Below are 15,326 nucleotides of genomic sequence, written 5' to 3' on the forward strand. Positions count from 1 at the left end.
TTTTCTGAATGAAGAAGTATAGAACGGACATTGTCATCCTGGCCTTCCTATTGTTTGTGGTTTTTGTGGTCTGGCTGGCAACGCGGGGACACGAACCGATAAGCATCCAGGCGCACGACACCTATTATATTGTCGATAAAACATCCTTAGTCGCGCTCATCCTCAGTCCGATAACAGTAGTGATTTTTTTGGTACGGGCCGGGATGCATCGGTTTAAATTGATCGGTGCCAATGTTGGTCTCATCATCGGGCTGATACTCTTTGCCCTAGTGACCTATGCATGGGTTGAGGTGCTGAAAGGCGATCTGAATATCGCGAAGGCAACGGTTGATGTCTATTCCATGGGATTCGTGTCGCACACAAAAGCCAAAATAAACCTTACCTGGGCGCTCTTCGGATTTTGGACAATGTGTATCGGACTTTTGAGTTTGCAAACGGTTAGACTGCAGACACAAAAAGGTAGTTCACGTTAAGATCTATGGAGATGTTGGATTGGTTTTTCAAAATTAATGTCCACCTAGTCTTCAACGAAGGCTATAAACTAAAAAGGATAGTAGCTCTAATGTGGATACCCCAGTCTTTTGTTTATATAGCATTGCTGGATAGCCTATTGGTCGCCATGGGTGTTAGAATTTATCAAATTCTTATCCTGCCCTTTATTGTTGGTGTTTTTTGGTTGAACTATGTTTTTTTAAAGGATAGATATATCGGGAAAGGGAGAGGAATGCAAATCATTGAGCAATCGGGGCAAGGAGTGCGGTCCTTCCGGATTTTTTGCAGGGTGTTTGGTTGGTTTTTCTATTTTGTGACAACTATCGGATCAACACTGGTTTTGGGTTTATGCGGAAAGTACATGTATGGTCCTCACTAGAAGAGTGACAAAAATAAGCGATCCTCAATGCCTCATCGGCCTGGTTTTTATCTGGAATAACATTCCATCAACCTTGTGCAATCCTCAACGCCTCAAACCTTGGGTCTCCCTTCAACGCTTTGAATACCGGATACTGTAGGAATATATTCACGGGCGCCGTTCGCTTCTTCACGCACTCATTGATGTAGTAGAATGTTTTGTCCATGTCGCCGAGAGCATACCAGATGCCCACAAAATCTCCGTCAATGGTCACCTCAGGTTCTTCGCGTTGGCGTTGTTCCATTTTACTCAGGCAATCCATCGCTTTGTCGGTCTGTCCCAGTTTGGCGGCGGCATAGCCTACGCCCATCAGCCCTTTCAGGGGATGGTTGGTGAGGCGGTGCACCTCTTCAAAAATTTTTAACGCCGCTTCCCAGTCACCTTTCATGCCGATGCCCCATGCTTTCAACTCCAGGTTGATGCGCATTTGCGGATTCATCTCCAGCACTTTGTCGGCCTGGCGGATGGCATCGTCATAGCGTTCGCCGTAGATATAAATATTTCCCAGTGCGTGGTTTATGATGGGCGATAGCGGATCGAGTTTGACGGCGCGTTCCATCACGTTGATGGCTTCCTCTTTTTCGCCCATCAGCACGTAGTAGTAGCCCAGGAGTGGGTAGGCCGTTATGGCGCCGGGATTGAGGTGTATGGCTTTTTGCAACGCGTCATACGTTTCTTTCCACTTCCATTCATAGAACAAATAGGCACCTGCTTTGGCGATGTAGCCTTCGGCAATGGTGTCGTCGATGGCCAGAGCCTTGTCGGCGAATTCGTGCACGAGCGCGAAGGCTTTGTGTGGCGACATCTGCCCACTGGCACCCAGGCTGCTATAAACCGACGCAATCATGGCATAGGCCTGGGCATAGCCGGGGTCCAACGCCACGGCCTTTTCAAAACAGGCGATGCTGGTGCGCAGGTCGGCCGGGGTGATCTTGTTCCAATAGTGAAGTCCTTTCAGGTAGGCCGTGTAGGCGTCTACGTTTTGCACAGTCTGCCGGTGGCCCAGCCGTTGTGCTTCGGTCAGGTTTTCGCGGAGCTTGTTGGCGATGATGTTGCTGATCTCATCCTGCACGGCAAAGATGTCGATGAGGTCGCGGTCGTAGGTTTCGCTCCACACATGATAGCCGTCGGCCGCATTGATGAGTTGCGCCGTGATGCGCACGCGGTTGCCTGCCTTGCGCACGCTGCCTTCCAACACTTTGTCGACGTTGAGCTTGATGGCGATGTCGCGGATGTCGTCGTTTTTTCCCTTGAAGGCATAGGCCGATGTGCGCGACGTCACCTGGAGGCCGTCCACTTTGGTGAGTGCGTTCAGAAGTTCTTCGGTGATGCCGTCGCTAAAAAATTCGTTTTCGGGGTCGGCACTCATGTTCACAAAGGGCAGCACTGCCAGGCGGTTGGCGGGTTGTTTTGTTTTTCCCCTGATTTCCTCGCGCGACGGCACCACCAGTCCACCGCTGGTGATGGCGAACACGCGGATGGGTTGCTTCACGTTTTTCAACTCGAAGTAACCCATTTCGTGAGACGTGATGTTGTCCTGGTTTTTGATTTCGTCGTGCACCTTTTCGGAGATGAACACACTGCCGGCGGTGGCCAGCGATTCGATGCGCGACGCGAGGTTCACGCCGTCGCCAAAGATGCCGCCGTCTTCCACGGTCACGTCGCCGGTGTGAATGCCGATGCGCAGGTCTACTTTAGGGTCTTCCCGCAAGGCACGCTGAATTTCAATGCCACAATGCACGGCGTCGATGGCGCTGGTGAAGATGCTGAGCGAGCCGTCGCCATAATATTGCAGAATTTTTCCGCGATGGTCACGGATGCACGCTTCGAGCACAGCCTTGAGGCGATGGCGTTTCTGACGCGCCAATTGCTCATTCTCCTGCATCAGCGACGTATAGCCCATCATGTCGGCAAACAGGATGGCTACCAGCTGGCGCATATAATTTTTGATTCGATGGTCATGATCACTTTGCTCACAAGCTACGGAACAAAGTTAAGATACGGCGTGCGTTTTGAGATTTGTTGTGTATTTCTTCCGTTAAGATGGTATGACCTCGATATAAATTTTGCCGGGGCCGAAACGAGTTGCTTGATCATTGCCGGAGTCCGTATTTTTCCATGCCAACCTTCTTGTCCAGCGCATAAAATCAGGTTTTGGATGGTCGGATCGGTGGGCACCACTTTGCAGCCATCTCAGGAACAATTTCCAGGATGAAGACTTTCAGGTAGTCGTAAACTATAGTTTGATCCCCTTCCATTCCGCCTTTTTCAAGGCGATAAAGAAATTATTGTATGGATCATAGCCGATGTGGTCATACATCAGTGGAATGGTGCTGATGCCCTGCAGCGTGATCACACCATACTGACCATCGCGTTCCACAATCACATAATTGTTGTTCAGATCCTGAAGGCTGTTGTATTTTGGATTGATGAGCACACGCCCTTTGGCATCGGCAAGGCCCAGCAGTTTTTCTTGCCGGATGAGCATGTTGCCATGGGGAAGGATCGTGACCTGCTCGTAGCGCACGGGCAAAATCAACGCGCCGGTTTTGTCGATCACGCCTTGCAGTCCTTTTTGTTTCACCAGTGAAAATCCATTTTTAAACGGTGTCACTTCTTCATACACGGGTTGAATGGCGATGCGGTCGTCGTGCCCGATAAAGCCCCACTTGCCGCGGATCTTGATGGCCGCGAGCGTTTCGCTGAACGGTTGAATGCCATCGTAGCGATTGGCCACGCGCAACCTTCCCTGCGCATCCACAAAACCAAACTGACCGTTTTTCTTGATGGCCCGCAACCCTTCCGACTCCGGATATATTTTTTCGATGGCGCCATCCGGTTGCACCTGCCGGTTCACGATGATGCCGTTGAGGTCGATCTCCCACAAGGTTCCCGAGGGCAATTGTTCGATAATATGCTGGTCGTTGATGACCATCGGATTTGCCGAAAAATAAATCACGTTGCCATCAAACGATTTGAGGTAAGTGTTTTTGCCTGCACGTTCCACAAAGCGGTCGGCCGAGATGAGGCGGAGCTTTGATGTGCGGGGCGTTACCTTCCATTCTTCGCGTTGGTTGATGATGCCATACTGCCCGTGAAACTTCACCACCATGTTGTCGTGCAGTTGTTGCAGGATGGAATCATAGGTGCAGGCCACCACTTCTTTTCCGGAAGCGTTGATGGCGCCCCAATAGTTGCGCACCACCACGGGAAACAGTTGGCCCGTGAAGGGAAGGATGCGACCGTAGGGCTTGGTGTGGAGCGGTTTGCCCAGCGAGTCCAGCACAATCCAGTTGTCTTTTCCTTCCTGCCGTGTGTTGGTGATGTAGTAGGGATGATCGATGACAAGGTTATCGTAGCGGGCTTCAATCAACACCTTTCCGCTTTGGTTGATGACACCGAGTTTTTTGTCTTTCGAGAAGAGGGCTTTGCCGCGCACAAATTTGCCCAGCGACGAAAAGTTGGATGCGAAAAAAGGTTTTAGTGCATAGTCTTCCAGTTGGATGAGGCCCGCGGTAGAAACCTTCAGCAGATTTTTGCCGATGGCTTCTATCGAGTCGGCTTGCAGTTTTTGATGGAGTTTGTTCTGGCCATCCAGAAACAGCCAGTCGTCGCTTTGCCGGGCCGTTACCGAACCATCGTCGCTAATGTTGATGAGGCGATAGGAGGGCTCAAGCTTGATTTGTCCCTGCCTGTCGATCATTCCTTGTTGGGTGCCTTGATAAATAACGGCGTAATCTTTTTTGAAGAGCGACAGGCTGTCGATGGTGAAGCCCGTCACCTGTTTTCCATTTTCGGTGAACAAGGCCACCTTGTTGTCGAAGTTTTGCACGGCATAGCGCAGGCTGCCGATGGAATGGATGCTGCTGTATTGCTGCGGGATGAGTGTTTTGTTTTCGAGGTCGATGAGGCCGTAGCGATATTGATTGCCCACTTTGGTGAACACGATCGCGCGAAACCCCGACAGGGCAATGCCGTCGTATTCGAACGGGATGATTTCTTTTCCGGAAGCATTGAGGCAGCCGGTGACGATGCGCAGCGATGTGATTGATTTTTTGCGGGCAAAGATGAGGGTGGCGTCAGCGGGAAAAATATCCTCAAACTCGGGCTTGGTCACTGTGTGATTGTCGACAGTGGTGATTCCCCATTTCCCGTTCAGCTTATAGCCTGTGACGGCGTTGACTACCGAAAAATTTCCATCGCTCCACCCCAACGCTTCATAGCGGGCCGGGATCACCACCTTGCCCTGGTCGTTTCGAAGACCTACTTTTCCGTTCTCCTCAAAGACACTGAAACCGTTGGCGGCTGAAAAAAATGTTGACAGCAGCAGCCCAAAAAGACAAAACACACACTTCATCGGTTGGTAAAGTTAGGGCCATAAAATGAAATCAGGGAATTTTTGTGAACTTTGTGGCCTGCTTTGGGGTAGATAACCTTACATCCAAGCCTTTTGAACTGAGACCGCATGTATATCGAACAACTGTACACCAACTGCCTGGCCGAAGCTGCCTATTATATTGAATCGAACGGAGAAGCCGCCATCATCGACCCGTTGCGCGAAACAGAACCTTATCTGGCCTTGGCCGAAAAACGCGGCGCCACCATCAAATATGTGTTCGAAACCCACTTCCACGCCGACTTTGTGTCGGGCCACATCGACCTGTCGCGCAAAGTGAACGCGCCCATCGTCTATGGTCCCGATGCCGAAACGGAATATGAAGTCTATAATGCCAAGGACGGAGAAACCTTCCCGCTGGGCAATGTGAAAATAAAAGTGCTGCACACACCCGGACACACACCGGAGTCGTCGTGCTTTTTGTTGATCGATGAACAGGGAAAAGAACATGCGCTCTTCAGCGGCGACACATTGTTTGTGGGCGACGTGGGCCGTCCCGATTTGCTCGACGGTGTGATGACCAGCGAAGAACTCGCCAGCATGATGTATGACTCCCTCACCAAAAAAATAAAAACACTTCCCGACCACGTCATCGTTTATCCGGCGCACGGCCCGGGTTCGGCCTGCGGCAAAAACATCGGCAAGGAAACGTTCTCTACCATTGGCGAACAAAAGAAATTCAACTACGCCCTACAAAACATGTCGCGCGAAACCTTCATCGAAAAAGTGACCGACGGCATCCTTCCGCCGCCCCAGTATTTCTTCGAAGACGCACGCATCAACAAAAGCGGCTACGATCCCATCGACGATGTGATCGCCGGAAACACCACACCGCTGTCGTCGGCAACCTTTGACGCCGCCGTGAAAGACGGTGCCATCATTCTCGACACGCGCGCGGCCGACGACTTTGAGAAAGGCTACATCCCTGGTTCCATCAACATCGGCCTCAACGGACAGTTTGCCGTGTGGGTGGGAACCCTCATCGATATCTACAAAGACCTGGTGCTCATTACCGATGCGGGCAAGGAAAGCGAAACCGTGCTTCGCCTCGCACGCGTGGGCTACGAAAAAGTGAAGGGCTATCTCGACGGCGGTGTGAACACCTATGCGGGCAAGCTTGAAACGGTGCACTCCATCACGGCTACGGCAGTGGCCAGCGAAATTGCACAGGGCGCCGAAGTGCTCGATGTGCGCAAGCCCGGCGAATGGAATGTGAGCCACCTCAAAGGTGCCACCTTTGTGCCGCTGGCTGACTTCCCGGTGGCAACTAACCTGCTCGACAGAAACAAACCCTACATTGTTCATTGTGGTGGCGGCTACCGCTCCATGACGGCCATCTCGCTCATGAAGAACTATGGCTTCACCAACCTCATCAACGTCTACGGTGGTTTCGGCGCTATGCAACAGGCCGGCCTGCAGATTGTGAGTGAGGAAGTGGAGGCCTAACACAAACGTTTGAAACGGGAGCGCGCAAAAAGTATCCGGGCACTCACCATGCAACTGGGTTTAAAATGAAGTATTATTAAGAATAAATCACTTCATTTTCTATGTCCATCAAAGTTGCTATCCGGCATCAGACTTCCTATGCATACGATCGGTCCGTAAACCTCTCGCCGCACACCTTCCGGTTGAAGCCCGCGGCGCATTGCCGCACACCCATCTTGTCGTATTCGCTGAAGATAGCGCCGGAAAATCATTTCATGAACTGGCAGCAGGACCCCTTTGGTAACTTCCTGGCCCGCGTGGTGTTTCCGGAGAAGACCACCGCGTTGAAGTTTGAAGTGGAAGTGATCGCCGAAATCATCGTTATCAATCCCTTTGATTTTTTTATAGAGAAATACGCGGAGCAATTTCCGTTTCAATATGATGCGCAGCTTCAGAAAGAATTGCTTCCCTATTTTGAAACCGCCGATGCCGGCCCGGTCTTCACCGCGTGGCTGAAAGAAATTGATCCCTCGAAAAAAAATATGCGCACCATCGATGCACTGGTTCATCTGAATCAGTCGGTGCGTCAATATGTGAATTACACCATTCGTTTCGAGCCGGGTGTTCAGACGACCGAAGAAACGCTGCAGCTCAAAAGCGGATCGTGTCGCGACTCTGCGTGGTTGCTGGTGCAGGCCATGCGCCGGTTGGGATTGGCCGCGCGTTTTGTGTCGGGCTACCTCATTCAACTGAAAGCCGACACCCAGGCCCTCGACGGACCATCGGGCACCGACCACGACTTCACCGACCTGCATGCGTGGGCCGAAGTGTATGTGCCCGGCGCAGGCTGGATTGGCCTCGATGCAACGTCAGGTCTATTTGCCGGAGAAGGCCACATACCGCTGTGCTGCACACCTGACCCCGTGAGTGCCGCGCCCGTTTCGGGCATGACCGACGTTTGTGAGACAATCTTCTCCTACAAGAACGAGGTGTTCCGCATTCACGAAGATCCACGCGTCACCAAACCTTATAGCGAGCAGCAGTGGTCCGACATCATGGCCCTGGGCAACAAAGTGGAAGACGACCTGCAACGCGGCGACGTGCGTCTCACCATGGGCGGAGAACCCACCTTTGTTTCGGTCGACGACATGGAGGCGAAAGAATGGAACACCGCCGCCGATGGCCCGCACAAACGCAAACTGGGCGCGCAATTGATCAAGCGACTGAAGAACAGCTTTGGCAAAGGAGGACTTGTTCACACAGGTCAGGGCAAGTGGTATCCAGGTGAACCATTGCCCCGCTGGCAATACTCGGCCCTCTGGCGCAACGACGGCTATCCCATCTGGAAAAACGACGCGCTGCTCGACCTCGAAGATCAACAGTCGCACTATACCGTAGAGAACGCCCATCGATTTTCGGTTGAGCTTACTAAGTTTTTAAACATCCCTGCCGAGCATGTGCACCCCGCGCTGGAAGATGCATTCTTCTTTTTGTGGGAAGAAAGCCGCGTGCCGGTGAACATCGATCCCTACACGGCCAACCTCGACGATCCGCTGGAACGAAAGAAGCTGGCCGAGTTGCTGGTGAACGGTCTTGCGAAACCCGCAGGCTATGTCATTCCCATGGAGTGGAATCATTGGAACAACCGCTGGCTGTCGGGCCGTTGGGAATTCAGAAACAAACACCTGGTGTTGCTGCCGGGCAATTCGCCCATGGGCCTGCGCCTTCCGCTGAAGTCATTATTATATACAAGTCCGAAAAGAACACAACGCCCGGTAGAGCGCAGCACGTTCGAAGAGCTTCCGGGCATGGAGTCGTTTCACGAAAATGTGCAGCTGCGCTATTTGCAGGAAACAAAAATTTCGGAACTGCCCAAAGAGTTTTTTGCCACCACCGTGGTGGAAGAAGAAGTGCCAAAAGATCTGAAAGAGAAGCTTGCCAAAAAGGACGAGCCCAAAGATCCCGGAACACTTTTCGACGGCTACACCGTGAAGACCGCGTTGTGCATCGAGGTGCGCAACGGCAAAGTGTATCTCTTCATGCCCCCGCTGCAATATGCCGAACACTACATGGACTTGCTGGCCTCTATTGAAGCCACAGCCGAAAAGCTAAACATGAAGGTGGTGATTGAAGGCTACGAATGCCCGCGCGACAACCGCATCACCAAGCTTGGTTTGTCGCCCGACCCCGGCGTGCTGGAAGTGAACATTCACCCGGCAAAGAACTGGCGCGAGTTGGTGAACAACTACGACATTCTGTTCGAGCAGGCGCGTTTGTGTCGCCTGGGCAGCGAGAAGTTTATGCTCGATGGCAAACATACGGGCACCGGTGGCGGCAACCACATCACCATTGGCGGCGTCACACCCTCCGACAGTCCGTTGCTGCGACGTCCCGATTTACTGAGAAGCCTCATCACCTATTGGCAGCATCACCCGGGGTTGTCCTATCTGTTCTCATCCCAATTCATCGGCCCCACCAGCCAGGCGCCCCGTGTGGACGAAGGCCGACAGGAAATGTTATATGAACTGGAGATTGCCTTCAGTCAGATTCCCGACCACGGCGATGTGCCCTTCTGGATGGTGGACAGAATTTTCCGGAACCTGCTCATCGACATCACGGGCAACACCCATCGCGCCGAATTTTGCATCGACAAACTTTACTCACCCGACAGCGCCACGGGGCGCCTGGGTATTCTCGAGTTCAGGGCGTTCGATATGCCGCCCAACAAGCAGATGTGCATTGTGCAGTTGCTGTTGTTGCGCAGCCTGGTTGCGTGGTTCTGGAAAACACCCTACAAACACAAGCTTGTGCGCTGGGGCACCACGTTGTATGACAAGTTTATGTTGCCACACTATGTTCAGGAAGACCTGGCCGAAGTGGCGCGCGATCTGGAACAAGCCGGCTATCCGTTCAAGCTTGCATGGCTGGAACCGTTCTTTGAATTCCGTTTCCCGCTCTATGGAAAAATCACCGTGCAAGACATGAGCCTGCAACTGCGCATGGGCATTGAACCGTGGCATGTGTTGGGTGAAGAATCCGCCAGTGGTGGAACCGCCCGGTTTGTTGATTCTTCTGTGGAGCGCGTGGAAGTGAAGCTCGTCAACTTCAACAAAGACCGCTACATGGTGACGTGCAACGGCACGGCAGTGCCGCTGTCAGACACGCCGGTGAAAGGCGAGTATGTGGCCGGCGTGCGTTATCGTGCGTGGAGTCCGCCATCGGCCTTGCACCCCACGCTGGGCAAGGATGTGCCGTTGGTGTTTGATGTGGTCGATACCTGGAACAACCGCTCCATTGGAGGCTGCACCTATCATGTGGCCCACCCCGGCGGAAGAAACTACGACACCTTTCCGGTCAATTCGTATGAGGCCGAAGGGCGGCGCATCAGCCGCTTCTGGAGCGAAGGCCATACGCAGGGACCCATCACGCCCACCGAATCGTATGCGGCGGGCGTTGGACGATATTTGGAAAAGAACGAGATTCCCAGGAACTTTGACCCGCCTCCAATAAAAATAAGTCCTGAGTATCCCCATACACTTGACTTAAGGCAATTCTGACGCAACGGCACCGAATGGAAAGCATGAATCCCAACACCCCGCTGGAAACCTGGACGCGAGGCTACTTTGCAAACCGAACTTTGTTGGATGAATGCTTTGGCTTTGAGGGCGAAGTGAAAGACCACTGGAAACGGCTGCTGCACAACATCGAGCAACTGGACCAGGACGAACTGAAAGGACGTCAGCAGGAATTGCTAAAGCTGCTCAAAGAAAACGGCGTGACCTACAACGTGTATGGCGACACCGACGGCCTCAACCGCCCGTGGCTGCTCGACACCATGCCCCTGCTCATCTCGGGCGCCGAGTGGCGCATCACCGAGCGGGGCATGAAGCAACGCGCCTATGTGCTCAACAAAGTTCTCGAAGATCTCTACGGCGAACGCAAACTCCTGAAGGAACGCATCATTCCGCCCGAACTCATCTATGCACACTCGGGTTTTCTTCGCCCGTGCGATAAAATAAAACTACCCGGTGCCAACCAACTGATCCTCTACGCCGCCGACCTGTCGCGCGGACCCGATGGAAAAGTGTGGGTGCTGAAAGACAGAACCCAGGCGCCTTCGGGTATGGGCTATGCTTTGGAAAACCGCAGTGCCTTGAGCCGCGTGGTGCCCGAATTGTTTCGCGACCACAGCGTGAACAAACTCGGTGGCTTCTTCAACAACATGATGCAGGCTTTTCTCGACATCGCGCCCCAGGGCAAGGAACAACCCCGCGTGGTGTTGCTCACCCCAGGCCCGCGAAACGAGACCTACTTCGAGCACGCGTTCCTCGCTTCTTACATGGGCTTCACGCTGGCACAGGGAGAAGACCTGGTGGTGCGCAACGGCTATGTGTGGATCAAAACCGTGGAAGGCCTCGAGAAAGTGGATGTGATTCTCCGCCGCATCGACGACACCTTCTGCGACCCGCTTGAACTTCGCGAAGACTCGCACCTGGGTGTGCCCGGGTTGCTGGAAGCCATCCGCAAAGGCAATGTGTCGGTAGCCAATCCGTTGGGCAGCAGCATTCTCGAGAACACCGGGCTCATGGCCTTTATGCATAACGTGTTCAAATATTTCCTTAACGAAGATCCCGTCTTCAAAATGGTGGCCACGTGGTGGTGTGGTCAGCCCAAGGAAATGAATCACGTCATTCAAAACATCGACACGCTGGTAATCAAAAAAATAGATCGCGGCATTGGCTCGGCCACCGTGATTGGCAGCGCGCTCTCGAAAGCACAGAAAGAAGATCTGGTTCGCCGCATCAAAGCGCAACCCTATTTATATGTGGGCCAGGAAGAAGTGGGTTTCTCCACATCGCCTGTTTTCATGAAAGGAAAGCTGGAGCCGCGCTACACCGTGCTGCGAACATTCCTGGTGGCGGCCAAAGGTGGCTACGACATCATGCCCGGCGGATTGACGCGCTGCTCTCCCGAAAAAGGAAGTTTCCTCGTTTCGAATCAGGATGGTGGCATTGCCAAAGACACGTGGGTTGAAAATACTCCAAAGACCAACACGCCGTCGTTGCTGCATCACTCCGATCTGAAACGCAAGGCCGTGTTGCCCAGTCGCGCAGCCGAGAATTTGTTCTGGGTGGGGCGCTATGCACAACGGGTGGTTCGCACGTCACGGTTCATTCGCATCGTGATCCGTAACCTGGGCCAAAGCGGATACCTCAACAACGGGCAAGAGTCGGAAGCACAGAAAGCATTGCTCCGCACGGTCACACACATCACGGGAAGTTATCCCGGATTTTTGGAAGAAGACGAAACCGTGACGGTCGACAATCGCCTCACGGAAATTCATAAACTGATCTGTCACGAAAACGAAGAAGGCAGCATCCTCTATACCGTGAACAGTTTGTTGAAGGCCATGTATGCCGTGCGCGACCGCTGGTCTATCGACAACTGGCGCATCATCGACGACATGGAAGATACGAAGCGCAAGCTGGCCGTGCTGGAGCCGCAGGGCATCCGCCATGTGTTCACGCTGCTCGACCAGATGAACGGAAGCATCCTGTCGTTCCTGGAAATGAATCGCCAAAGCATGTATCGCGGCGAAGGCTGGCTCATGTATCGCATCGGTCAGCTCATTGAAGAAATTTCGCTGGAGCTCACCCAGTACAGGGCGTTGCTCACGTTTCAATATGAAGAGCATGTGGAGTTTCAGATTCTGGAAGCCTTGTTGGTGAGCAACCAGAACCTCTCCAACTATCGGTCGGTCTACCGCACCTATTTCGACATCGCCCCGGCATTAGACCTGTTGTTCCTCAACAAGCAAAACCCCATCTCCATTTTGTCGCAGCTTGAACAACTGTTGAAATTTGTGGAGCAACTGCCGCAAAAAGAAAAAGGCGCGCACGACAGCGAAATCTCGAACATCGTGTTTGAATGCTACAGCCTGGTACGCCTTATCAATGTGGATAAACTGATGGAGGTGGATAAAGAACTTGAATTCAGGCTGGAGCTCGACAGGGTGTGTGAACTGCTGAGCGCAAAAATATCGGTGCTGTCGGTGAAGCTCACCGCGCTGTATTTCAGTCACTCCATCTATCAATCGCAAGGCTCGAAAGACAACTACAAGCTGGAAGTTTAAAACCACGAAACCATGCGCTACCGCGTTCGACATATCACCGAGTATACCTATCAGGACCCTGTGAGCCTGTGTCATAATCGTGTGTGCCTCACGCCGCTCACGTTGCCCCAGCACACGTGTTTGTCGTCGCAGATAAAAATTCAGCCACAGCCCGACGAGATCACCTATCGCAAAGATTTTTTTGGCAACACGGTGGTATTCTTTTCGTCCTATACCGACCACGACCATCTCGAAATTGTTTCAACCAGCGAAGTGAACCTCGAAGGTCGCCCCAACGCCGACCGTGCGTTCAGTTCGCCCGTGCTGTGGAAAGACATGCAGCAAAGACTTACGCGACAGGACGACGAGTTGGTAGACATCATTCAATACACCTTGCCTTCGCCCTACATTCCCTACAGCGAAGAGATTAAAAAATTCGGAGAAGATTGTTTTGCCGAAGACGCCACCCTCTGGGCCGCCTGCAACGCGTTGATGCAAAAGATCTATAAGACCATCGAGTTCAAACCGGGATTCACCACTGTGAACACGCCGGTTGAATTTGTAGTGAAGGCGAAGAAAGGCGTGTGCCAGGATTTTGCACACCTCATGATCAGTTGCCTGCGCAACATGGGGCTGGCCGCACGCTATGTGAGCGGCTACATCGAAACCATTCCGCCTCCGGGCAAAGAAAAGCTGGTCGGTTCCGATGCATCGCATGCCTGGGTGTCGGTCTATTTCCCGTCCATTGGCTGGGTGGAGTTCGATCCCACCAACAACGTGTTGCCTACCTACAAACACATCACCGTTGCTTTTGGTCGCGACTATCACGACGTGGCGCCTATAAAAGGCATCGTGTTCAGTTCAGGTAAACAAACCCTGACGGTGAAAGTTGACGTGACACGACTGGATTGATGCGTCGCGTATAAAATCTCAAATCGTTATTTCAATTGCCGGTAGAAGAATAGTTCGTGCGTTGGCAGTGCCTCCGGATGAGCAATCTTCACGAGGTCGTTCAGAATGATGTCGGGTCGCAGATAGCCCAGTTCCAGATATTCACTTCCTCCCTTTGCGCCTTTGCGGGCGTCGTAGGCATAGACCTGGTCTTGTTGAAAGGCCTTGAAGCGTGTGTAGCGTTTGTCGGCCGCTTTAATTTCCGGCAGCGACGCAAAGCTGCCCACTCCAATCCACAAATCGGCGTCGTGCGCTTTCTCGTAGACCGATTCAAAGCTGAGCTGAAGAAAACCGTTCGATGGATCTTCGCTCCACAGATAGTCACAACCAGCATCGCTCAGAATGGTGGACGCGTAGTTCTTGCCGCCCGGAAGAAACCAGGCTTCGCTATACACCACACCACTCAACACGGTGGGCTTCTTCGCGATCGGCTGCGCGATGGCTTTTGTGGCGAGATAATTTTTTTCGATGGCTTGAAAGATTGAGTCGGCCATTTTCTCTTTGTTGAAAAACAGGGCCATAAACTTGATCCACTCGGCGCGACCCAACGGATGTTTCTCGAGGTATTCGGCATTCAACACCACAGGCAAACCCAATTCTTCCACTTTCTTGAACTGACCATAGTCGGAGCTGGTGGTGTAGCCCATCACCACGCCGGGGTTCAGCACGGCCAGCCGCTCAAGGTTAAGACCTTTGTCGACACCAAGTTCCTGTATGTCGCCCGCATCCACGCGCTTGCGCATCACTTCGGAGCTGATGTAGTCGGTGGTGGGAAAGCCCACCAGTTTGTCGCTTTCGTGAAGATAGTCGAGCAGGGGAATGTGTGTGGTTGCCGTGCATACGATCGATTGCAATGGAATGCGAATCACCTTCTCGTCGTCGGCGTGTGTTGGAATGGGTTGGTCGCGAGGCACCAGCAGGTATTTATAGCCTGTGACGGCGCCTGGAAACGGATGCGTTACTTCAACATGCTTTGCGTTGCCTTCATAGCGAACGCGGAAGCCCGAAGCGTATGTCAAGGCCAGCGTGGAGGTGTCGTGGGTTTCTACAACGGCTTGCTCAGTCTTCCGTCCGGCGCACGCCATGGCGCCAAGCACGATAACGATCAAAAATTTTCTCATAGCCTCAAAGATAACAGCCAACCCCGTGCAGTCAAGTGAGGCAGGCAATCAGCCGGCGTGTTCCTTGCGGGGCAATGCGCTAAAAAGTTTTCTTTTCAAAAAATGCATAGTATGTTTACTTCAGATTTCACGGTTCTCTTCTTGTTCATCAAACGATAGGAGATTAAAAGGGAATGCCGGTGCGAAGAAATTCAACTCCGGAGCTGTCCCCGCAACTGTAGATTCACATTTTGTTATTGCCGACTTTCTGTAAAGCCACTGTCTGCCTTCACGGCGGATGGGAAGGCGTCGGCGATGTGAAAAGCCAGGAGACCTGCCGCGCGAAATTGTATCATCTTTTTAATTTTTGACTTTCGGGTGAAGAGTCAGGAGTGTTCGGAGGCTCACGCTTTCTTGCATGTCTGGTTTTGC

Annotated in this window: 8 protein-coding genes and 1 riboswitch; of the genes, 5 read left to right on the top strand and 3 right to left on the bottom strand. The window is 52.6% G+C overall.

Annotation, left to right across the window (positions count from 1 at the left end; translation table 11 throughout):
- The first annotated feature begins 8 nt into the window (after positions 1-8).
- A complete protein-coding gene (locus JI741_RS14035; RefSeq protein ID WP_202010498.1) occupies positions 9-473 on the top strand; it encodes a hypothetical protein in 465 nt (154 codons plus the stop codon).
- A 465-nt stretch (positions 474-938) separates the two neighbouring features.
- Here JI741_RS14035 and JI741_RS14040 read toward each other — a convergent pair whose 3' ends face one another.
- A complete protein-coding gene (locus tag JI741_RS14040; protein WP_202010500.1) occupies positions 939-2,849 on the bottom strand; it encodes an adenylate/guanylate cyclase domain-containing protein in 1,911 nt (636 codons plus the stop codon).
- 297 nt (positions 2,850-3,146) lie between these two features.
- The gene (locus JI741_RS14045; protein ID WP_202010502.1) at positions 3,147-5,267 is read right to left on the bottom strand and encodes a WG repeat-containing protein; all 2,121 of its coding nucleotides are present in this window, start codon (positions 5,265-5,267) and stop codon (positions 3,147-3,149) included.
- A 108-nt stretch (positions 5,268-5,375) separates the two neighbouring features.
- Here JI741_RS14045 and JI741_RS14050 point away from each other — a divergent pair, with 108 nt between their 5' ends.
- The 4 genes from JI741_RS14050 (at position 5,376) to JI741_RS14065 (ending at position 13,755) form a co-directional block, all read left to right on the top strand.
- Positions 5,376-6,752, top strand: a complete 1,377-nt coding sequence (locus tag JI741_RS14050) for an MBL fold metallo-hydrolase (RefSeq protein ID WP_202010504.1) — start codon at positions 5,376-5,378, stop codon at positions 6,750-6,752.
- A gap of 101 nt (positions 6,753-6,853) precedes the next feature.
- Positions 6,854-10,288: a transglutaminase family protein gene (locus tag JI741_RS14055; protein ID WP_202010506.1), complete on the top strand. Its 3,435-nt coding sequence runs from the start codon at positions 6,854-6,856 to the stop codon at positions 10,286-10,288.
- A 23-nt stretch (positions 10,289-10,311) separates the two neighbouring features.
- Positions 10,312-12,864 carry a circularly permuted type 2 ATP-grasp protein gene (locus JI741_RS14060; protein WP_202010508.1) on the top strand — a complete coding sequence of 851 codons (2,553 nt, stop codon included), beginning with the start codon at positions 10,312-10,314 and terminating at the stop codon, positions 12,862-12,864.
- A 12-nt stretch (positions 12,865-12,876) separates the two neighbouring features.
- Positions 12,877-13,755: a transglutaminase family protein gene (locus tag JI741_RS14065; protein ID WP_202010510.1), complete on the top strand. Its 879-nt coding sequence runs from the start codon at positions 12,877-12,879 to the stop codon at positions 13,753-13,755.
- Positions 13,756-13,781: 26 nt separating this feature from the next.
- Here the strand turns inward: JI741_RS14065 and JI741_RS14070 are convergent, their stop codons facing one another.
- Positions 13,782-14,915: an ABC transporter substrate-binding protein gene (locus JI741_RS14070; protein ID WP_202010512.1), complete on the bottom strand. Its 1,134-nt coding sequence runs from the start codon at positions 14,913-14,915 to the stop codon at positions 13,782-13,784.
- A 115-nt stretch (positions 14,916-15,030) separates the two neighbouring features.
- Positions 15,031-15,250: riboswitch (cobalamin riboswitch) on the top strand.
- Positions 15,251-15,326: the final 76 nt, after the last annotated feature.

It is taken from the genome of Chryseolinea lacunae (assembly GCF_016735595.1).
Classification (GTDB): Bacteria; Bacteroidota; Bacteroidia; order Cytophagales; family Cyclobacteriaceae; genus Chryseolinea; species Chryseolinea lacunae.